Origin of the sequence: Dyadobacter sp. CY326 (assembly GCF_021390515.1) — a bacterium.
In the GTDB taxonomy this organism is placed as follows: Bacteria; Bacteroidota; Bacteroidia; order Cytophagales; family Spirosomataceae; genus Dyadobacter.
In genome coordinates this window covers 279,036-300,372 of record NZ_JAJUXI010000002.1, presented here as the reverse complement: position 1 = coordinate 300,372, position 21,337 = coordinate 279,036, and the positions used below count along the sequence as shown (strand labels likewise).

Below are 21,337 nucleotides of genomic sequence, written 5' to 3'. Positions count from 1 at the left end.
GCTGAGAATTGGAGATTACTTACTAGTTTAGATTTGGTATCTACACTTTGCGGGAAAGCCACACTTCTAAATTTAGCATGAAATTCTGTCCGTTTTTCTTTTTTCTTTTTTTCTGTTGTTGTGCCAATGCGCAATCGATTGACAGTGTTGCATTAAATAATTTTCAGGATGCTGTGCTGGAACTTGAAAACAGCGAATTGATGCGCAGCGGTTCCTTATCTGTCAGTGTAAAAAAGGTGAAGGAGGGCAGCAATGTTTTCGCTTTAAAAGCCGAGCGCTCGTTGCCATCTGCGTCCACATTGAAGCTTGTCTCCACTGCAACAGTTCTCGCGCTTTTCGGCGGTGACTTCAAGTTTCAAACATTTCTGGAACACGACGGCGTCGTCCGGAACGACACATTATTAGGCAATTTATACATTCACGGCACGGGTGATCCGTCATTGGGAAGCGATCGTTTTAAAGGTTATCCCGCAGCAAATGAGCTCATTATCCGCTGGGTTGCCGCCGTAAAAAAAGCAGGCATTCGTTACATAAAAGGGAAAGTTATTGCAGACGCTTCCTTTTTTGACACGGAAACCATCGCCAGCACGTGGATTTGGGGCGATATCGGCAATTATTATGGAGCCGGTGTGCAGGGACTTAATTTCAATGAGAATTTATACAAAATCAAATTCAAACCCGGTGTTGAACCTGGCGATCCGACAACATTTCTGGGCATCGAGCCCGCCATTCCCTATCTGACTTTTACAAATCAGGTTACGACGGCAGAAAAAGGCTCGGGCGATCAAACGATTGTTTACAGCAGTCCGCTGGGCAATGCAGTCGTGCTCACCGGCACGATTCCGGCTGGTCCAGCTGTGTTCTCGGTTAAAGGTTCAATTCCCAATCCGGCAGAATATGCGGCATTTGCATTGAAAACAAACTTGCTTGCATCGGCCGTTAGCGTTGGCGAAAACCCGATTCCCGAGTCGGGATCACCAGTTGCAAATCCAAATCCAAAGATTGTTTTAGACAAATATGACTCTCCGCCATTGCGCGATTTATGTCAGCAAACTAATTTTTGGAGCATTAATCTTTATGCAGACACATTCCTCAAACAAGCAGGAAAAAGACTAGTGGGAAAATCCGCATTTGATGATGCTGCGAATGCAGTAACCGGCTATTGGTCGGGACGAGGAGCGGATCTGAGAGGTTTTTACATCAAAGACGGGAGCGGACTTTCACCATCGGCCTCCATTACAACGCATAGCCTGACGGACATTTTGAATGTTGCCAATAAAGACGTCAGTTTCAATGATTTTTACAAAAGCATTGGCGTTCTTGGCGTAAATGGCACTGTGCGCAACCTGGCAAAAGGCTCCAAAGCAGCAGGAAACATGCATGTAAAAAGCGGGTCCATTGAAGGGACCCGCGCTTATGCTGGCTATGTGACGTCCAAATCAGGCTCGCTTTTGAGCTTCTCGATCATAGCGCACAAATATCTTCCGGGCAGCAACCGCGTCATCACCGACGCGTTGGTCAAGATCATGGCGCTGATGGCGGAATTGTAGTTTTAAGCCACTTTTTCAATCACCAGATTGTGATTCGTGTAAATGCAAAGGTCAGCCGCAACGGTTAATCCTTCACGCACAATTTCTTCCGCAGTCAGGTGCCCGGCATGTTTTTTCAAAGCCTGCGCAGCCGATAATGCATAGTTTCCTCCAGACCCAATGGCCGCAATGCCGTTTTCAGGTTCAAGCACGTCGCCTGTTCCCGAAATAACCAGGATTTCTTCCTTGTTGGCAGTGATCATCATTGCTTCTAACTTTCGCAGATAACGGTCTGTCCGCCAGTCTTTTGCAAGTTCAATGGCCGCGCGTTTCATATTGCCGCCATATGCATTCAATTTCTCCTCAAACTTTTCAAGCAATGTAAATGCATCCGCGGTTGACCCTGCAAAACCCACCAGTATTTTTCCGCCCATCAAGGTCCGGATCTTTTTGACATTGCTTTTTGCTACGGTGTTGCCCATTGTAGCCTGCCCATCAGCCCCCAGTGACACAGTTCCGTTGTGAAGCACACCCAGGACGGTCGTAGCGTGTATTTTTTCCATAATGCTTAAATATATTCAATGTAAGTCCGCCTAGAAGTGGGCAGTATTTTATTTGATCCGTTTAAAACAAAAGTGCCAGGTCGCAAAACCTGACACTTTGTACATTTATTATTTCTGCGATGTTACACCAACATACTCATCGGCTCTTCAAGCAATTTTTTGACAGTTAAAAGGAACTGTGCGCCCAATGCGCCGTCCACTACGCGGTGGTCTGCCGAAAGCGTCACTTTCATGATGTTTTGCGGATAGACCGTTCCATCTTCTTTGAAAGCAGCTACTTTTTTAATCGCACCAATGGCAAGGATACAGGAATCTGGCGGGTTGATGATCGCCGTAAATTCATCCACGCCGAACATTCCTAGATTGGAAATCGAAAATGTATTTCCTTCCCAATCCTTTGGCTGCAATTTCTTGTCTTTCGCTTTTCCGGCCAGGTCTTTTACTTCGCTGGAAATGGTTGAAAGCGTCTTCTTGTCAGCATCGCGGATTACTGGCACAAGCAAACCTTCGTCCACTGCCACAGCAACACCCACATTTACATAATTGTATCTTCTGATCTTATCTCCCAACCAGGCGGAGTTCACTGCCGGATGTTGTTTCAATGCAACCGCACAAGCTTTGATCACCATATCGTTGAATGAGATCTTCGCCGGGCTCACTTCGTTCAGCTGCGGACGCAATGCTATCGCTTTGTCCATCACAATTTCCATTGTAACATAGAAGTGCGGCGCTGTGAACAAGCTGTCGCTCAGCCTGCGTGCAATCGTTTTACGCATTTGTGAGATCGGCAGATCTGTAAAGTCGCCGGTTGCGGGCGCCGCAGGAGCATTGGATGCGGGAGCGGGCTGTTCAGTTTTCGCAGCAGTGGCCGCAGGAGCTGGCGCAGCGGTTGCAGGAGTTTCGGTCTTGGCAGCCGGCTTGAATTCGTCCACATCGCGCTTCACGATGCGACCGTAATCGCCGCTTCCTTCAATCTGGCTTAAATTGATTCCTTTTTCGTCTGCAAGGCGTTTTGCCAATGGAGAAGCTTTGATCCGTTCGTTTGAGTCAGCAACCGAAACAGATTTGTCTTCGCCATTTGAAGATGCTTGCGGTGCAGCTTTACCTTCGCTCGACGCGTCAGTGCTTGGCGCTTCTGCTCCGCCGTTTTCACGCGCAAGTAACGCTTCCACATTCGCGCCTTCCTCGCCGATTACAGCAATGATGCCATCCACAGGAACAGCCTCACCGTCTTTAATGCCTATATATAGAAGCGTTCCTTCTTCGTAAGCTTCCAGCTCCATAGTGGCTTTGTCTGTTTCAACCTCCGCCAATATATCGCCTGATTTCACTTTATCACCAACCTTTTTCTGCCAGCCAACCAATGTTCCTTCTTCCATTGTGTCGCTCATTTTGGGCATTCTGACAACAACGGCATTGATTTTTTCAGCTGAGGCAGCCGGAGCAGCGGGCTTTTGAGCTGGTTCCGGAGTAGCCGTTTCAACAGCGGCTGCCGGAGCGGGTGCAGGCTTGGCTTCCTCATTTGCAGGCGCATCAGCGCTCGCTGTTTTTGCAGCGCCGTTTGTGCTTCCACCTTCAAGCAATGATTTATAATCTTCGCCCTCAGAGCCAACAACAGCCATAATGCCGTCTATTGGAACTGCATCGCCTTTGTTAACACCAATGTATAGAAGAGTGCCGTCATAATAAGATTCAAGATCCATCGTCGCTTTGTCGGTTTCAACTTCCGCAATGATTTCGCCTGATTTTATTGTATCGCCTACTTTTTTGTGCCATTCTGCGATAACACCTTCTTCCATGGTGTCGCTCATCTTGGGCATACGAATTACTTCTGCCATATCGCTTGTTAAGGTATTTTAGTTTCTTGGTCTACAAACTGGATTTTAGTCAAAATTACAATAAAACGCGGATAGGTTAGACCTTTCACTTCATAAAAATGACCGGAACAGCCCAGGGCTGAACATTTGGGAATTAATCAATTGATTTTCAACACGGCCATAAATGCCTCTTGCGGAATTTCAACGTTACCGACCTGGCGCATGCGTTTTTTACCCTTTTTCTGTTTTTCGAGCAGCTTCCTTTTACGGGAAATATCGCCACCATAACATTTTGCCAAAACGTCTTTCCGCATTGCCTTAACGGTTTCGCGGGCAATGATTTTTTGACCAATGGCAGCCTGAATCGCAATTTCAAACATCTGACGCGGGATCAGTTCTCTGAGTTTTTCACAAAGTTTCTTGCCCCATTCGTAAGATTTGGTCCTATGCACAATTGCAGAAAGTGCGTCAACGGGCTCGCCGTTCAACATCACGTCCAGTTTCACCATTTCCGATTCCTGGTAACCTGCAAGTTCGTAATCCAGCGAAGCGTAGCCGCGGGAAATGGTTTTTAATTTATCAAAAAAGTCAAAAACAACCTCCGCCAACGGGATAAGGAATTGCAGCTCAACCCTTTCAGAGGTCAAATAAACCTGATTTTTCAAGATTCCCCTCTTATCCATACACAAGTTCAGGATTGGTCCAATGTAATCGGACTTTGTAATGATCTGTGCATTAATATAAGGCTCTTCGATCCACTTAATGTGGTTAGGTTCAGGCATTTCGGAAGGAGCGCTAATGTTTAGCAACTGATCTTTGGTGTTAATCACGCGGAATTGAACTGAAGGAACGGTCGTAATCACCGTCATGTCAAATTCACGCTCTAACCTTTCCTGAACGATTTCCATATGCAGCATTCCCAGGAAGCCGCAGCGGAAACCAAAGCCCAGTGCGGCAGAAGTTTCAGGCTCCCAAACGAGGGCCGCATCATTCAATTGCAGCTTTTCCATCGCCTCGCGCAGCTCTTCAAATTCGCTGGTGTCGACAGGATAAATTCCTGCAAAAACCATGGGTTTTACCTCCGAAAATCCGACGATTCCTTCACTTGCCGGCCTGTCTATATGCGTAAAAGTGTCGCCAACTTTCACTTCCTTGGCAACTTTGATCCCAGAAATCAGGTAACCTACATCGCCGCATTCCACCACTTGCTTGGGAATTTGCTGTAAACCAAGTGTTCCGATCTCGTCGGCAATATATTCTTTGCCCGTCGCCATAAATTTGACGCGGTCGCCTTTCCTGACACTGCCGTTTTTAACGCGGAAAATAACCTCGATTCCACGATAAGAATTGAAAACAGAGTCAAAAATCAATGCTTGCAAAGGTGCCGCTGGATCACCAACCGGTGCAGGAATTCTTTCAACAATGGCATTCAGAATCGCCTCGATGCCGATTCCTTCTTTTCCGCTGGCGGGAATAATGTCCTCCCGGTTGCAGCCAAGCAGGTCCACCATTTCATCTTTGATTTCCTCAGGCATTGCACCCGGCAAATCGATTTTATTTAAAACCGGAATGATAACCAGGTCATGGTTAATCGCCAGATAAAGATTGGAAATTGTCTGGGCTTCTGTTCCCTGAGATGCGTCCACAAGCAGCAATGCACCTTCGCAAGCCGCAATGGAGCGGGAAACTTCATAAGAAAAATCGACGTGGCCGGGCGTATCGATCAGGTTAAAAGTATATTCTTCTCCTTTATATGGATAAGTCATTTGAATCGCGTGGCTCTTGATCGTGATGCCGCGTTCCCTTTCCAGATCCATGTTATCAAGCAGCTGAGCCTGCATTTCCCGCTTGCTTACTGTATTTGTAAATTCCAGCAATCGGTCTGCCAACGTGCTTTTCCCGTGGTCAATATGGGCAATAATGCAAAAATTACGGATTTTCTTCATGAAAGTAGTTACTGTTCCAATGCGCCGCTCGTAAAAATCTGAGGCAAAGCATCTGCAAAATTACGAGGGTAATTAATATTTCAACAGCTTTTCTCATTGAAGTTCAAACTTAAAGCGAAGGTGCAAGGGAATTCCATCGCATCGAAACGGCTAGTCCATCGAAACCATTGCTTTAATCACACCATTCGCCGGATCAAGCCAGCCTTCGAATTCGTCCTTAACCTGTCCAAAAGCGACTCGGTGCGTGATATAAGTCGTGGGATCAATGCTGCCGTTTTTCATGCTGCTGATAACGTGCTCGAAGTCAACGCGCGTGGCATTTCGGCTGCTCATTAGTGTGGCTTCCCGCTTGTGAAACTCGGGGTGACTGAAACTAATATCGCCTTTTTGAAGCCCTACAAGCACATAACGACCGCCATGCGCGAGATATGTGAAAGCATTGTTAATGGCCCTCAAATTCCCCGTTGCATCCACGATCACCGCCGGCATATCGCCATTTGTAATGTCATTTAGTTTTTCCAAAACATTGTCCGCCAACGCATTAACGGTGTGCGAAACGCCTAGCTTTTCATGGCAAAAGGCCAATCTTGCATCATTCACATCAAGGGCGATCACATTTGCGCCTGCGATTTTAGCAAATTCAATTGTCCCCAATCCAATGGGTCCTGCGCCTACAACCAGCACATTCTCTCCCGGCTCAACATTGGCCCGACGAATCCCATGCGCACCAATCGAAAGCATTTCAACAAGCGCCAGTTCGTCAAAGCTCAACCCGTTTCCGTGCACAAGCGAGTAGGAGGGGACAGACAAATATTCGGACATTCCGCCATCGATATGCACGCCGGAAACGCGAATGCTCGTACAGCAGTTTGGTTTGTTGTTGCGACATGCAATGCATTTTCCACAATTGAAATAAGGAATGAATGTCACGGCTTCGCCCACATTAAAACCCTCAGCTCCATCTGTTTCAACAATTTCGCCCGCCAATTCGTGACCTAGAATGCGGGGATAATTGAAGAAAGGCTGCGTTCCTTCAAATGCATGCAGATCCGTTCCGCAAATGCCGATCCTTTTTATTTTTAAAATGGTGTGACCCGTCGAAAGAACCGGCTTTTCTGCTTGTTTGTAGGCAAATTCGCCCGGCGTTGTGCAAACTAAAACTTCCATGAATGAAAGGAATTAACGGAATTTATTCGTTGAGAAAATCAGGAATTGGCCAATGCGCGATCAAGATGCACATAACCGCCATCCACATAAATGAGCTGTCCCGTGGTGTGACTAGAACGTTGCGACAACAGAAAAACGGTCATATTGGCGATTTCTTCGGCCGTTGTCATCCGGTTTTCCAATGGAATGTGCGCTGTGATGGAAGCCAGTTTTTCTTTTGGATTGGGCAAAGTTTCAATCCATCTTTCATACAGCGGCGTCCAGCATTCGGCCACAATAACCGAATTGACGCGGATGCCGTATTTTAATAGCTCCACAGCCCATTCACGCGTAAGTCCGTTGCGCCCGCCATTGGCCGCGGCATAGGCAGATGTGCCTCCCTGGCCCGTGTCGGCCGTTTTTGAACTGATATTGACAATGGCTCCCTTGGAAGCTTTCAATGCGGGCAGTGCATGATGCGCCATCAAATAATAATGGACAACATTCTTATGCAATGATGCCATGAAGCGCTCATAATCACCACTTTCCAAGCCTACGCCATCGTTGACTCCAGCATTGTTGACAAGCCCGTCAATGCGTCCGTATTTTTCAATCACCGCCTTGACGGCCGCTTCACACGCGGCTGGTTCGGTGAGCTCCGCAACCACATGAGAAGACGCAAAGCCCTGACCAGCAAGCTCGTCCACCACTTTTTGATTGTCTTCCGCATTGCGGCCAATAATCACGGGGATCGCGCCTTCGCTCGCCAGAACGTGCACAATTCCTTCGCCAATTCCTTTGGCTCCACCCGTTACGACGACGACCTTATCTTTTAATTGTAAATCCATAATTGAAATGACTGACATTGCAACGGTTAATGGGAAGCACCCAGCGTCACATTTTTGATTGAATTATTTTTTATTGCAAAATAAAGAACAACAAGGAAACAGATCGCAGGAACAATGTAGGCAGTCTGAATCGATGAAACGTCGGAAACCTGTCCCATAATCACCGGAAAAACGGCTCCGCCCACAATGGACATGATCACCAGTGACGACCCGATCTTGGTTTTTTCCCCTAATCCGCGAATGCTTAATGCAAAAATGGTCGGGAACATGATGGACATGAAAAACTGAACGCCTACCAACGCGTAAACTGCAACCATGCCTTCGGTGAGGACGGCGAGGATCAGCAAGGCCACATTAATAACACTGTAAAGTGCCAGCAAACGTGGTGGAGCCACAAAACGCATCAGATATGTGCCAATGAAACGGCCTATCATAAAGCTCAGAAATGCGCCAGATAAAACGTAAGCGGCTGTTTTTTCATCAATTCCGGCAACTTTGTCTGAAAAACGGATGAAGAAACTGCTGATACAAACCTGTGCGCCGACGTAAAAAAATTGCGCTATAACGCCCAAAATCAGGTTTTTTTCATCCCAAATAGAACCGCTAACCTTTTCAGGCGAATCCACTTCGTCCTGGATTTCGGGAAGCGACGTGCGCCAGATCATTAATGCGACAAACAATACAACAATGCCAATCACCAGAAAAGGCAGCTGCACCGAAGAAGCTTCTGCATTCAGATAACCATTGAGCTGCTCCGGCGACATGGCCTGTTGTTCCTGCTCGGTCAATGTTTTGCCCGAAAGAATGAAAGTCCCGCCCATCAACGGCGCAAGAAATGCGGCAAGACCATTAAATGATTGTGCAAAATTGAGCCGCTGCGTTGCCGATTCGCTGTCTCCCAGCACCGTAATGTATGGATTCGCGGCCGTTTCCAACAATGTTAACCCACTCGCAATGACAAAAAGCGCAAATAGAAAGAATCCGAAATGCCTTAATTCAGCAGCCGGATAAAACAGGAATGTTCCGAAGGCAAACAGCAACAAACCCAATGTAATCCCTGCTTTATAGCCAAACCGTTTCATGAAAAGCCCCGCGGGCAATGCAATCAGAAAATAGGCAATGTAGGAAGCGGAGTCAATGAGTGCTGATTGGAAGTCGCTGAGCTGACAGGCTTTCTTTAAATGCGGGATCAGGATTGGGTTTAAATTCAGGGCAAAGCCCCATAGGAAAAACAAAGAAGTGATCAGAATAATAGCCAGCCGCGTTTTACGATCGGTCATAGAGGTCAGGAGTTAGTTATCAGTAACAAGATATAGTAACACCTTTTTTCGGCTTATCTACTTAAACCGCGCCGATTTTCTCCTCCGACCTTGATGCGTCAGCGGACCTTTAATGTATGCAGCACAAATTCTTTTTTTCTCCTTGAAATCTCCACACGCGAGCCATCACTGAGCATCATGTATTGATAATCATGGCTTACACTAATAATATGAACCCGGTTAACAAGGTGCGATTTATGCGTCCGGATGAATTTATAGGGCGTGAGCATGTCCTCAAAAATTTTGAGTGTTTTACTGGCAATCAAAACTCTTTTGTTGATCAGATGAATTTCCGTGTAATTGCGGTCTGCATGCAAACGGATCACCTGCCGAAGCGGAAACAACTTAACGCCTTCCAGGGTCGGAAGGGGCAGCCTGAATTCCGTGACGTTTTTTTTGCCGATCATGGTGACCGTATTTTGGACGAGCAGTCTCTTTGGGCGATCTGAGGCGCGATTGACCAAATGCCTTTGAATGGCTTCGCTCAACTCACCCGCATCGACAGGTTTGAGCAGATAATCCAATGCATTGAAGCGAAGTGCCTTAATGGCATACTGATTGTCGGCTGTGATGAAAATGATGTCAAAAGCTGGATTTTTAAATGTCAGCAGCAATTCAAAACCACTCTGACAGGGCATTTCAATGTCCATTAACACAATGTCCGGCTCGTAAGTCAGCAAAATCTCCTTCGCTTCTCGTCCCGAAGCTGCAAACAGGACCTCCGATATTTCGGGAACGGAATTCATGATCATGTCGTGCAGCTCAATCCGCGCGCTCAATTCATCATCAATAACCAAAACTCTTATCATAACAGGTGGCGGGGCGTTTCTAACGCTTGGGCCTCAGCGTGCATCCCAAACCAAAATATTGGTTATTGGAAAAACAGCTCCTGTCTGATGAATAATCGGTTGGGGTGGTTGATTTTAAGGTTAATGCTCGGCAGGATAGCCTAGTGGTTTCTTTTGAAAACTATAAATTAAATAAAACAAAGCTGGCAGGATAAAAACGCTCCCGATCAGCAAGGCAAGACCAAGGGCTTCCATGGTTTTTTCCTGTCCGCGATGTTCAAGCAGCGACAAATAACCGCCGCCTTTCAGAATGACAATGTTGGGAAAATGTTTGTAAGTCGTTGTCAGCAAGATCATCGTAACTTGAAATCCTGCCAAAGGACGAAGCAGCGCCAGTTTTCCCTGATAAAGCAGTGACCACATCCAAACGAGCGAGAGTGTGGCAGAAATGATGGCAATGCGTCCGACCCAATTGCCAAAAACCCATTCGAGTAAGGGAATATGTTCAATATAAGCGGCTATAAAAACCAGAATGCCGCAAAGCACAGCTGCGATATTGAAAAACTGCGCCTTATGCGCGAACCGGAGCCGATCCTGGTCATTTTTGGTTTCACCAATGAGATAAACCGACGCCAGAAAACCACAGATCGCAACCGTAAACAAGCCAACCGAAACGGAAAACCAATGTAGCCAGCTAAAAATATAGGCGGACAAGAATGTGTCCGCAGCCGGATCGATGTGCCCCGAAACGGCGCTTCCGGCAATGATGCCTAAGAATAACGGCGTAATAAAGCTTGAAACCGCGAAAATCGTGTTGTAGAGATATTGCATATCATCTACCACCGCATCGTAATGCCTGAAAGTGAAGGCGGTCCCGCGCGCAATGATGCCCAAAAGCATGATTGTCAGCGGGATATGCAGGTGTATGGACATGGTGGAATAAATTACGGGAAAGCCAACAAACAGGATCACAATGGCAATGATCAGCCACATGTGATTGGCTTCCCAGATGGGTCCGATGGCTCCATATAATGTTTGCCGCGTAACGTCTTTGTTCTTGCGCGAAGTAAAAAGCTCAATAATGCCAGCCCCATAATCTGCTCCGCCGAGGAGGAGATAGAGGAGGATTGAAGCCCAGAGGAAGGTTATGACGATGTAGAGCATGCAATTTTGAATGACTGAATGATTGAATGATTGAATGATTTAATGAGTGAATGAGTGAATGACTGAATGAGTGAATGAGTGAATGAGTGAATTTGCGGGGGCTTGTGCTGAATTATTTTATTCTGCTTTGTCGTAGAGAGTTCCTACCATTTTGATTTGTCGGTAAAGCATGAATGCTACTATGATGGCTAGGGAAATGTAGACGGCGCTGAAAAGGTAAAACGAGTAGGCGATGCCGGGCATTGGCGTGACGGCATCGGCTGTGCGCATTACATTATAAATGATCCATGGCTGTCTGCCGACTTCGGTTACTGTCCAGCCCGCTTCGACGGCTATAAAACCCAATGGCGTTGCGGCGACGAACAATTTTAAGAGCCAGGGACTGGTCAGCCATTGTTTCTTTTTCCATAAAGCCAGAAAGTAAATCAATGCAATAAGCATCATGGCCATGCCCATGCCGACCATGATTTGGAATGCAAAATGCGTGACCGTCACAGGCGGGTGGTTTTCTTCGGGAATCTTATCAAGTCCCGTCACTTCCGATTTGAAATCGCCGTGGGCCAGAAAACTCAAAAAACCGGGCAGCTTAATCGCATAATCGACTTTTTTATTCTCTTCATCGGGGATGCCGCCGATGATTAGCGAGGCCGAAGATTCTGTTTTGAAATGTGCTTCCATGGCAGCAAGTTTGGCAGGCTGACGAATAGCAACATCTTTGGCAGAAATGTCTCCGCTCAGTGGTTGTAAGATGGCTGCGACGCATCCAAATATGGCCGCGATTTTGAAAGATTTTGTATGAAAATGAATGTTTTTACCTTTCAGAATCATCAATGCATGCACACCGGCAACCGCAAATCCTGTTGCGACAAAAGCTGCAAGAGTCATGTGTAATGCTTGCGAAAACCAAGCATCATTCAGCATTGCCTGGATCGGGTCGATGTTGAGATATTTTCCGTCAACGAAATCGAAACCGGCCGGGCTGTTCATCCACGCATTGGCCGCCACAACGAGAATGCCGGAGAGCAATCCGCTCACGCCGACGATGACGCCGGTGAACCAGTGAAACCATTTATTGAATCTGTCCCAGCCATAAAGGAAAAATCCCAGTGCGATTGCTTCAATAAAAAATGCCGTTCCTTCCAACGAGAACGGCATTCCGAAAATGGGGCCAGCGTGTTTCATGAATTCGGGCCATAAGAGGCCGAGCTCGAAGGAAAGCACGGTTCCGGAAACTGCGCCCGTTGCAAAGAAGATCGCAACGCCTTTGCTCCAAGCTTTTGTGACATTTTTGAAAACAACATTATCGGTTTTGAGCCAGTAATAATGCGCTACGGCCATAAAAAACGGCATCACCATGCCAATGCAGGAAAATATAATGTGGAAGCCCAGCGACAGGGCCATTTGTGATCTGGCAGCTAAAAAATCGTCCATCTGGAATTATTTTACTAAAAAATAGGAAGCATTCAGAGCCTCCGGCAACCCAAAAAAGAAGCCATCCAAAGCTAGCGAAGGAATGTTTGACTAACCAGTTTTTGTTGGAAAAAGGATCACGGATTTATCAACTGGATCTTGAAGAATAAGTGATTGTGATAAATAAAAATTAGTAATTTTACTAATAATATAAATTTAAGGTTTGCGATATGCTGGGAATAATTGAAGACTATAAAAATTTGCGAAGTCATTTAGGAGTCCTGATTGACAAGTCGGGCTATAAAAATGCTTACATCGCTGAAAAAGCGGGCATTCCTGCTCCTAATTTCTCACAAAAGAAAAAGCGTGGAAACTGGTCTGTGGAGGAGATTGAAAAAGTATTAACGGTGATTGAGAACCAGGAGCTTGAAGATATTTTTTTATTAGAAATATTGAAGGATCGTGATAAAGGAGACACCATCACTTTCGAGCAGTTCCAAAAAGAAATGGGATGGAACTAGTCGTTGAAAAAGCATTTGTTAAAGAACTAAAACGTTGTCCGGATTACATTCAAAGGCAGGTTTCAGTTGTTCTAAATAACATCAAAGCCGTCCAGAATATCATGGACATTCCCGATTGTTCATTGATTCAGGGAAAGGGAAATAAGGAATATTACCGCATCCGTGTCGGTGGTTACCGAATCGGCCTGAAACATCAAGAAGGCACCATTAAGATCGTCTCTATCATTACAATCCAGTCTCGCGGAGATATTTATAAAAAATTTCCTCCAAAATAATCACTTCCGTTGCTTCTCAGCCAAACGTCTTTTCACAATGTCAGCCGGATATTTCAGGGCCAGCTGGCGGATTTCGTAGGTAAATTCTTTGAATGTTTCTTCCCAAACTTCGGCTTCGCCGGGTTCGTATTCGTAAAAACCGTGGGAATTGGCGACGCCGCGGCCGCCTTCGCGGACGACTTTGTCGATAAGCTCGGGGACTTCTGTGCTGTTATTTAATGTGGGAAGCAGGTTTTTCATCACGGTGTGATAAGCCGGAACGCCTGTCAGATCCATCCAGCGAAAAACGCCGACCATGGTCATAAAGTAACCCGCATTATTCCGGCACGAGCGGTCGATGTCTTCGATGGTCGCATAACCGTTCTCCACCAGGCTTATGGCCTCGCGATACATTGCGTACATGAGGCGGTTGGTGATAAATCCGGCAATGTCTTTTCTAACCAGGATAGGCTCTTTGCCCCATTTGTACGAAAGTTCGTATAAATATTCCCCATTCTTAATGTCGGTGTCGTCCCCGCAAATCACTTCCAAAAACCGGGTCGTATGCGCAGGCTCGGTCCAGTGTAAGCCCAGAAAACGTTGTGGATGAAGCGTCAATTTTTGCAACTGACTGATCGGGATCGCAGATGTGTTGCTCGAAAGCAATGCATCCGGCGTAATCACGGCTTCTACTTTTTTATAGACCGATTCCTTAATGTTAATGTCCTCAATCGTGCATTCGTTAACCAGTTTGCAAGGTTTCAATGCTGCGTAGTCTTCCGTGATGATCAGGTTTTTGAAATAGTGATCTGCATTCTCGGTAATAAGCCCTTTTTCCAAAGAATTTTCCAAATGTTCCCGAATCCGCCTCTCCGCGTGAAGCAAATCCGCACTGATAGGGGCGATTGCAATCACGGGATGCCCTGCAATCAGCAAGCACGTGACAATGCTGCAACCCATTAAGCCCAACCCAACTATGCCGACCGGTATTTCATTTGGATTCATTGCAAAAACATTTTGTGAATGGAAGATGCTGATAAAAGGGCAAGGCGTGCGCTTCCTACTACAAACAAAAAACCCCGAAAACTCAATTCCGGGGCTTTTAACCATATTTATCGTTCTAGTAAACTAAGTCAATCTGACCAAGTCCATCAGACTTTGGCCTATCGCGACCAGCTGTCTACTTCACTTTCCACTTCTTCACGGGTCTTACCTAGTTTCTTTTGAAGTTTACCAAGAAGCTCGTCTTCTTTTCCATCTTCATATAACAGGTCATCATCAGTTAAATCTGCATATTGTTGTTTGAACTTACCTTTTAGCTCATTCCAATTGCCTTTTACTTGTTGCGTGAAAGCACTCATGACTTTTTCTATTTAAATTTAAAAAGTTGCTTCGTTTGAAGCATTGAACTGAAAACAACAGAGCAAAGACCGTACCAAACTGTTTTCAGCGTCCAGAAAGGGCCTTTTCATTGATCTGTCCAAAGTTTTGCTTGGAAAATCTTACACAGATTGTGCAATGAGCTTATCAAGTCGGACAATGCCCTGCACCATTGAGCGCACAGAATGGTAATTTACTTTCCACGAATGGCTCATGTGTTTCCAGATCGGCTCGCCCTGACGCGTCAGCAATGGCAGCCATTCGCCCACTTCATGGTGGATCATTTTATCAAAAACGAAACGGTGGGTTGCATCATAAGCCTTCAAATATTTTTCATCACCATAAACACGATAAGCGTCCAGCATCCCGATAATCACCTCTGCCTGCTGCCAAAACTCTTTTTCACGGTCATAAACCTCGCCAGCGTGCGAGCCTTCCACATACACGCCGCCAAATTCCCAATCGATGCCGTGCTCAACCGCGTGGTCATAGGAGGCCAAAAGCTGATCTTGATAAGCATTATATGGCACACCCGCAATGTCGAGCGCGTGCATGAGCAACCATGCAAATTCCACATTATGCCCGTAACTCGTGTTGTCTTCGGCCGAACTTTTCATCCCGTCTTCCGGAAAACGGTCCCAGCCCCAGATAATGTCAAATTTGATCTGCGGCGCCACTGTCCAGTCTGCCCAAAACTGCGGAATGCCCGTTTTATATTGCGGATGCATGATTTTGTGCAAAAGCAACTCGATAATTTCCATTAGTTTACGCTTATGCACTTGTTTTTGGCTCGCTTCATATAATGTAGTGAAAGCCTCCATCAAATGCATGTGTGCATCCAAAGTTTTGCGGTCACCTCCTGCGGGGCCATTGCCTTTCAGCTCCCAATTGCGGTGAAACATTTCAAAATAACCGCCATAATAAGTGTCTGCACCATGAATTTGTAATAAATCAAAAACCTTCTCGGCATATTCCAACCCGCGCGGATCGCCCGTAGCCAATGTGTATTCTGCAAGGCTATAAATTGCAAAACTGTGTCCATAAACGATTTTTTCGTCAATCTTCACATTGCCTTTCCGGTCCATAAGCCAGTAAAAACCGCCGTGTTCCTCGTCCCACATTTTATTGATCAGGAAATCGACACCGTGGCTTGCAATGGCAGCATAACGGCCGTCGCCATAACCCGCTCGGTGCGCCGAAGAGAATGTAAAAACCGTCCTGGTTTGTGCAATAAGTGATTTTTCGTCTTCTCCCGAATCGTTTCCTGCATTGTCAAAATGCGTGATGAAACCGCCGTTTTCTTTGTCGACGCACCGACTTTCCCAAAAAGGAAGCAGCTCGGTTGTTAAGTGGTTGTGGATTTCGTTTCGGTAACTTTTTAATTGGTCAAGGCTCATTTCGGTCACTTTATTTATGTCCCGCGAAGGGTTGTTTTGTTTAAATTTCTCCTATTTAAGGCTGGTCGTTACTATAACTACTTAAAGGAAAAAATGGACTACTTGCCCGATATTTGCAAATGCTGAGACATACTTCGTTATTCGCAAAGAATTCAATCATCTGAAAATATTATGAGCAATCCTGAAATTGTAGAGATCCTGGAATTAACCGCCAAATTGATGGAACTGCATGGTGTGGACCCTTTCAAGATCAAGGGATATTCCATCGCGGCGTTTTATCTGGATAAATATAAGGATGGTGAGCTTCAAAATATGACCGAGCAGGAGCTCGTCAAATTGCAGGGAATTGGCAAAAGCACGGCCGGCAAGATCATTCAGATTGCCAAAACGGGCACATTTCCCGAGTTGGAAGAACTGCTCCGCAACACGCCGCTGGGTGTGATGGAAATGTTCAATATCAAAGGAATTGGGCCCAAGAAAATCGCCGTGCTCTGGCAGGAATTGGGCATTGATAACCTCCACGAACTCGAACTGGCCTGCCTGAACGGCTCGGTTGCGAAGCTCAAAGGTTTCGGTGGAAGCATCCAGCAGAAAATCCTTGATTCACTCGCTTTTCTGAAAGATCAGGCTGGCAAGTTACGCATGGACAAAGCCGAAGTGATTGCTGATATGATCATTAAGGAGCTGAAAAAGAGCTTTGACCAGGTGGAAGTCGCAGGCGACATTCGGCGCAGGGCAGAAATTGTAGATAATATTAAAATCCTTGTTGGAACGGATTCACCTGCTTTGCTGCAAACATTTATCAGTGAAATTGAACTGCTTGTGCAGGACGAAAAGCGCTCGTCGCCATTCGTGTGGCGTGGCAATGTGCAGGATGTTGCGGTGGACATCGAAATCGTTGCGGCGAAGCCGGAACGTGTTGTTAATGAGTTGTTTATCGAAACCTCTAATGCGTGGCATTTAGGACGTCAAACCTCATCGGGCGGCACAATTTGGCGACAAGCCCATTATGAACCGGCTGAAAATGAGGAGGCGATTTACCAAAAGGCGGGCTTGCCTTACATTGTCCCTGAAATGCGCGAAGGCGCAGACGAGTTCACCTGGGCCGAAACACATTCTTCTGACGACCTCATTACATGGGATGATCTGAAAGGGATTCTGCACAATCACAGCACTTATTCCGACGGCCAGCATACATTGGAACAAATGGCGCTTTATTGCCGGGAGCTTGGTTTTGAATATTTGGGTATTGCCGATCACTCACAAACGGCGACTTACGCGCAAGGTTTGAAGATTGAGGACGTCATTCGCCAGCATGAAGAAATCGCAAGGCTGAATGCGAGGTTTGCCGCAGAAAATCCGGATAAACCATTCAAAATTTTGAAAGGAATTGAGTCCGACATTTTAGGCGACGGCTCACTGGATTATCCGACCGAAATCCTTGCTTCCTTTGATTACATTGTCGCTTCCGTGCACAGCAACCTGACTATGACGCAGGAAAAGGCAACAACGCGCTTGCTCAAAGCCATTGAAAACCCATACACGACCATCCTGGGCCATCCAACCGGCCGCTTGTTGCTTTCAAGAGAAGGTTATCCAATAGACCACAAAACCATCATCGACGCTTGCGCCGAGCACAAAGTCGTCATCGAAATCAACGCCTCCCCCTGGCGCCTCGACCTCGACTGGCGCTGGATTTCCTACTGCATCGAAAAAGGCGTTCTTCTGAGCATTAACCCCGACGCCCACTCCAAAGAAGGTTATTTCGACATGCACTACGGCGTAGCAGTCGCCAGAAAAGGAGGTTTGACGAAGGATATGACTTTCAATGCTTTCGGATTGGAGCGGATGGAGGAATATCTGAGAGAGAGGCCGGTTAAATTATAGTAATTATTAAATAAGTTATAATCAAATCGCTTAGTTATACTATTTTAATGTTTGTTATGTAAAATAGTATAACCAAACAGCTTTTCAGGTTTAAGTTTTCATCCAGACGTTCTTGCTAATTTCACGCTGATAAAAATATCTGATAAGCGACATTTTGAGCTCTTTTCATACATTCTCCCCAATTTTATCTCTCACAAAATCTTAATCTCACTTTTCGCCTCAAAAATTTCCTGCGGTAAATAAGCGGTGATTCCCGTTTTTAAGGCATCGATCAGCCTTGTTTTCATTTGTTCGCGGTTTACGAGGAGGCAGACTTCGCGGGCGGGTTCGGGGAACTGGAAGCTTCGAATGTGCTTTTTGCGTTCTTCGGAGAGCTCCATGACGGCCATTTCGGGCAGAATGGTGATGCCGCCATTTTTTTCTACCATCCTGATCAATGTCTCAATGCTCCCTGAACGGTAACTGAAACTGCTGCCAAACTGGCTATTGCGGCTCAGTTCACAGAGTCGCTGGATTTGCGTGCGGAAACAATGTCCTTCTTCCAAAAGCCAAAGTTCATTGGGCTCAATGTCAGCGGGTAAAATGTATTTTTTAGCATATAAATCCGTGCGCTCCGAGACATATGCGTAAAAGCGCTCCTTATACAATGGAATCTCCTGCAAACTGCTCTCTTCCGATAATGAAGCGATCACCCCAACGTCCAGATTGCCCAGTTTGAGCTCGGAAATGATGCGTTCGGTGATCATTTCCGAAACATGCAGTTTAATGTCGGGATAATTGGAAATGAAGGGATTAACAAAATGTGGAAGCAAATAAGGCGCAATGGTTGGGATAATCCCGATCCGCAATTCGCCCGATAAATCACCATTATAGTGCTTGGCAATCTCATTCATACGCGACGCTTCGCGCAAAATCGTTTTAGCCTGATCAATAATATTGCGTCCAATGGCTGTCGGCACTATGGGCTGCTTGGTGCGATCAAAAATCTTGACCGATAATTCTTCTTCCAGTTTACGGATCATCATGGACAGGGTTGGCTGCGTAACATTGCAATGCTCAGCTGCGTGCACAAAATGCCGGTAATTGTCAACGGCAACAATGTATTCCAATTGCTGAATATTCATCGAGAGGAAATTTCGTCAATAGATAATGTCTATGCAAATTTAAACATTATCATCTAGATCGATTCTTTTTCTAATTCAAACGGCTCACTTTCTCTTACTTACTAAATCCTAATTGCATTAAATTGTTATTAAACTAAGTTTTATGATGACGAACCGGCATGATATTTGGACATTATATTCACATTAGTCAATTATTCTATCGCTCACATTAATCAAGAAGGCAATGAAAAACTTGAAAGCATTGATTCTGGTTGCTTTTATGGCTGTAACCGCGCCTGTGTTTGCCCAAACTGCAACACCTGCAAAACCGGGAACAACCAAAACGACCGTGTCGACCAAGCAAACCGGAAATGACAAAACGACCATTAAGGTGAAAGCCGACGGCACACCGGACAAGCGTTATGCGGAGAACAAGAAACTCAAAGCAGATGGCACGCCGGACAAACGTTACAGCGATAACAAAAAATTGAAAGCAGACGGCACGCCTGATAAACGTTACAAAACCACCAAAGCAGATTCGCTAAAAGCGGCTAAGAAGCAATAGATCAAAAAAATAGCGGAAATGTTTTCCGCAAAATTAGGGTAAGCGCCCGACTGGTTGTCATTCCAATGAACAGCCTCAGTCGGGCGCTTATTTTTTATCAGTAATCAATCATTGCAATGAACGTAGCCATCGCGGATCACGTAACATTTTTAAGCAGGGATCGGGAAGCGGAGTTTGAGAAGGTTTTCAAAGCACATTTCAAAGGCCTTCATGCTTATGCCCGCACGATTTTAAAGGACGATATCATGGCAGAGGAAATGGTGCAAAACGTTTTTTGCAGACTGTGGGAAAAGACAGACCATATCGAGATCCGGGAGTCGGTCAGCGGCTATTTGTATCGCTCGGTTTACCACGAAAGCCTTAATTATATCAAACATTTAAAAGTCAGGGACGCGTATCAAACTTACGCAATTCACCAAATGGAACACACCAATAACACCGCTCATCACCTCGAACTGACTGAACTTGAACAGCGTCTGGACTGCGCGTTGCAGGAATTGCCTGAAAAATGCAGGACAATTTTTCAAATGAGCCGTTTTGAAGAATTGAAATACCATGAAATTGCCGACCGCCTGGAACTGCCGGTAAAAACAGTTGAAAACCAAATGGGCAAAGCGCTGCGACTTTTACGTCTCAAACTGGCTGACTTCCTGCCCGCATCCTTTCTCTTATTTTTCCTAAGTTAATCTCTGTCAGCCATGCATAAAGAACTGAATTACAACATAGACGACCTGCTGGTCAAGTCCTTACTGGACGAGGCGAGCGTCGCAGAACAGATCGAGATTAACCAATGGTTGTCCGACAGTGACGACAACCAGCGTTATTTCGAACATTTTGAATTGATCTGGAACCAGAGCAAACAGCTGGCCGCACAAAGCCAGATCGATGAAAATGCTGCCTGGGAACGTTTCAAAAAACGGACGCAAAAGTCGAGTGAAGAAACGCAGGTTATCCCGCTCCACAAACCAAAAAAATCATTTGCATTTCTCAGGGTTGCCGCCCTCATCGCTGCGACTCTGGGTGCCGGCTGGCTCGCGTATTTGTTTTTAGGTCAAAATGCTGAAAGTCAATTGTTAACCATTCACTCGGGATCGCAAACTGTGACCGACACATTGCCGGACGGTTCGATTGTGATTTTAAATAAAAAATCAAGCATTGCTTATCCAGCCACATTCACTGGTGCAAAAAGGGAGGTGACATTAACGGGTGAAGCTTTTTTCAAAGTCACCAAAGACAAGACAAAGCCATTCGTTATCACTGTTAACGATATGACCGTGAAAGTTTTAGGGACCAGTTTCAATGTCAAAGACAATGCAAATAAAACGGAGGTTATTGTAGAAACCGGTTTGGTCGAGGTCGCGAAAAACAATGAGTTCGTCAGACTTAGCCCGAAACAAAAAGCAACGGTTGTTAAAACCAAGCCAGCGCTGGTAAAAGACGATGCGGAGGATGAATTGTATAAATATTACCGGACAAACAAATTGGTCTGCAACGACACGCCTTTGTGGAAACTGGTGGAAATCTTGAATGAGACTTACGACACGGACATTGTGATTGGAAATGAAGCGCTGAGCAACAGGCCAATCAACACAACATTTGAGAAAAAGTCGCTGGACAGCACATTGGCAATCATTAGTGAAACATTGACGATCAAAGTTGAACATAGCGGACAGCGGATCATTTTGAAATAGCGCTTATCT

The 21,337-nt window shown here is 45.8% G+C and carries 20 protein-coding genes; 7 read left to right on the top strand and 13 right to left on the bottom strand.

Annotation, left to right across the window (positions count from 1 at the left end; all coding sequences use genetic code 11):
- Nucleotides 1–77: 77 nt before the first annotated feature.
- Nucleotides 78–1,550 carry a D-alanyl-D-alanine carboxypeptidase/D-alanyl-D-alanine-endopeptidase gene (gene dacB, locus LZG73_RS01830; protein WP_233845788.1) on the top strand — a complete coding sequence of 491 codons (1,473 nt, stop codon included), beginning with the start codon at nt 78–80 and terminating at the stop codon, nt 1,548–1,550.
- Nucleotides 1,551–1,552: 2 nt separating this feature from the next.
- Here the strand turns inward: dacB and hslV are convergent, their stop codons facing one another.
- The 9 genes from hslV to LZG73_RS01785 all read right to left on the bottom strand — a co-directional run bounded on the left by hslV (nt 1,553) and on the right by LZG73_RS01785 (nt 12,551).
- A complete protein-coding gene (gene hslV, locus LZG73_RS01825) occupies nt 1,553–2,092 on the bottom strand; it encodes an ATP-dependent protease subunit HslV (protein WP_233845787.1) in 540 nt (179 codons plus the stop codon).
- Between the two features lie 122 nt (nt 2,093–2,214).
- Entirely contained in the window at nt 2,215–3,930 is a 1,716-nt protein-coding gene (locus LZG73_RS01820) for a pyruvate dehydrogenase complex dihydrolipoamide acetyltransferase (protein ID WP_233845786.1), read from the bottom strand.
- Between the two features lie 137 nt (nt 3,931–4,067).
- On the bottom strand, nt 4,068–5,855 hold the full coding sequence (lepA, locus tag LZG73_RS01815; RefSeq protein WP_233845785.1) for a translation elongation factor 4: 1,788 nt from the start codon (nt 5,853–5,855) through the stop codon (nt 4,068–4,070).
- Between the two features lie 150 nt (nt 5,856–6,005).
- Nucleotides 6,006–7,022, bottom strand: coding sequence for a zinc-binding alcohol dehydrogenase family protein (locus LZG73_RS01810; protein WP_233845784.1), 1,017 nt, complete (start codon nt 7,020–7,022; stop codon nt 6,006–6,008).
- Between the two features lie 38 nt (nt 7,023–7,060).
- Nucleotides 7,061–7,849 (bottom strand): SDR family oxidoreductase, encoded by a 789-nt coding sequence (locus LZG73_RS01805; RefSeq protein ID WP_233845783.1) that lies wholly within the window; start codon nt 7,847–7,849, stop codon nt 7,061–7,063.
- Nucleotides 7,850–7,875: 26 nt separating this feature from the next.
- Nucleotides 7,876–9,129: an L-fucose:H+ symporter permease gene (gene fucP, locus LZG73_RS01800; protein ID WP_233845782.1), complete on the bottom strand. Its 1,254-nt coding sequence runs from the start codon at nt 9,127–9,129 to the stop codon at nt 7,876–7,878.
- Nucleotides 9,130–9,227: 98 nt separating this feature from the next.
- Nucleotides 9,228–9,977: a LytTR family DNA-binding domain-containing protein gene (locus LZG73_RS01795; protein WP_233845781.1), complete on the bottom strand. Its 750-nt coding sequence runs from the start codon at nt 9,975–9,977 to the stop codon at nt 9,228–9,230.
- Nucleotides 9,978–10,097: 120 nt separating this feature from the next.
- Nucleotides 10,098–11,120: a cytochrome d ubiquinol oxidase subunit II gene (locus tag LZG73_RS01790; protein WP_233845780.1), complete on the bottom strand. Its 1,023-nt coding sequence runs from the start codon at nt 11,118–11,120 to the stop codon at nt 10,098–10,100.
- Nucleotides 11,121–11,237: 117 nt separating this feature from the next.
- On the bottom strand, nt 11,238–12,551 hold the full coding sequence (locus LZG73_RS01785; protein ID WP_233845779.1) for a cytochrome ubiquinol oxidase subunit I: 1,314 nt from the start codon (nt 12,549–12,551) through the stop codon (nt 11,238–11,240).
- A 209-nt stretch (nt 12,552–12,760) separates the two neighbouring features.
- Between LZG73_RS01785 and LZG73_RS01780 the strand changes: the two genes are divergently transcribed.
- Both LZG73_RS01780 and LZG73_RS01775 read left to right on the top strand, forming a co-directional pair.
- Entirely contained in the window at nt 12,761–13,051 is a 291-nt protein-coding gene (locus LZG73_RS01780; RefSeq protein ID WP_233845778.1) for a hypothetical protein, read from the top strand.
- Entirely contained in the window at nt 13,042–13,326 is a 285-nt protein-coding gene (locus LZG73_RS01775) for a type II toxin-antitoxin system RelE/ParE family toxin (protein ID WP_233845777.1), read from the top strand. Before LZG73_RS01780 ends, LZG73_RS01775 begins: the two co-directional genes overlap by 10 nt.
- On the opposite strand, the gene LZG73_RS01770 is transcribed toward LZG73_RS01775, so the two are convergent.
- The 3 genes from LZG73_RS01770 to LZG73_RS01760 all read right to left on the bottom strand — a co-directional run bounded on the left by LZG73_RS01770 (nt 13,327) and on the right by LZG73_RS01760 (nt 16,082).
- Entirely contained in the window at nt 13,327–14,310 is a 984-nt protein-coding gene (locus LZG73_RS01770) for a 3-hydroxyacyl-CoA dehydrogenase family protein (RefSeq protein ID WP_233845776.1), read from the bottom strand.
- Between the two features lie 158 nt (nt 14,311–14,468).
- On the bottom strand, nt 14,469–14,666 hold the full coding sequence (locus tag LZG73_RS01765) for a CsbD family protein (RefSeq protein WP_233845775.1): 198 nt from the start codon (nt 14,664–14,666) through the stop codon (nt 14,469–14,471).
- Nucleotides 14,667–14,807: 141 nt separating this feature from the next.
- A complete protein-coding gene (locus LZG73_RS01760) occupies nt 14,808–16,082 on the bottom strand; it encodes an AGE family epimerase/isomerase (RefSeq protein ID WP_233845774.1) in 1,275 nt (424 codons plus the stop codon).
- A gap of 171 nt (nt 16,083–16,253) precedes the next feature.
- Between LZG73_RS01760 and LZG73_RS01755 the strand changes: the two genes are divergently transcribed.
- Nucleotides 16,254–17,969, top strand: a complete 1,716-nt coding sequence (locus LZG73_RS01755; RefSeq protein ID WP_233845773.1) for a DNA polymerase/3'-5' exonuclease PolX — start codon at nt 16,254–16,256, stop codon at nt 17,967–17,969.
- 191 nt (nt 17,970–18,160) lie between these two features.
- Here LZG73_RS01755 and LZG73_RS01750 read toward each other — a convergent pair whose 3' ends face one another.
- Nucleotides 18,161–19,093: a hydrogen peroxide-inducible genes activator gene (locus LZG73_RS01750; protein ID WP_233845772.1), complete on the bottom strand. Its 933-nt coding sequence runs from the start codon at nt 19,091–19,093 to the stop codon at nt 18,161–18,163.
- Between the two features lie 223 nt (nt 19,094–19,316).
- Between LZG73_RS01750 and LZG73_RS01745 the strand changes: the two genes are divergently transcribed.
- The 3 genes from LZG73_RS01745 to LZG73_RS01735 all read left to right on the top strand — a co-directional run bounded on the left by LZG73_RS01745 (nt 19,317) and on the right by LZG73_RS01735 (nt 21,328).
- Nucleotides 19,317–19,637, top strand: a complete 321-nt coding sequence (locus LZG73_RS01745; protein ID WP_233845771.1) for a hypothetical protein — start codon at nt 19,317–19,319, stop codon at nt 19,635–19,637.
- A gap of 116 nt (nt 19,638–19,753) precedes the next feature.
- Nucleotides 19,754–20,323, top strand: a complete 570-nt coding sequence (locus LZG73_RS01740) for an RNA polymerase sigma-70 factor (protein WP_233845770.1) — start codon at nt 19,754–19,756, stop codon at nt 20,321–20,323.
- A gap of 12 nt (nt 20,324–20,335) precedes the next feature.
- The gene (locus tag LZG73_RS01735; RefSeq protein WP_233845769.1) at nt 20,336–21,328 is read left to right on the top strand and encodes a FecR family protein; all 993 of its coding nucleotides are present in this window, start codon (nt 20,336–20,338) and stop codon (nt 21,326–21,328) included.
- Nucleotides 21,329–21,337: the final 9 nt, after the last annotated feature.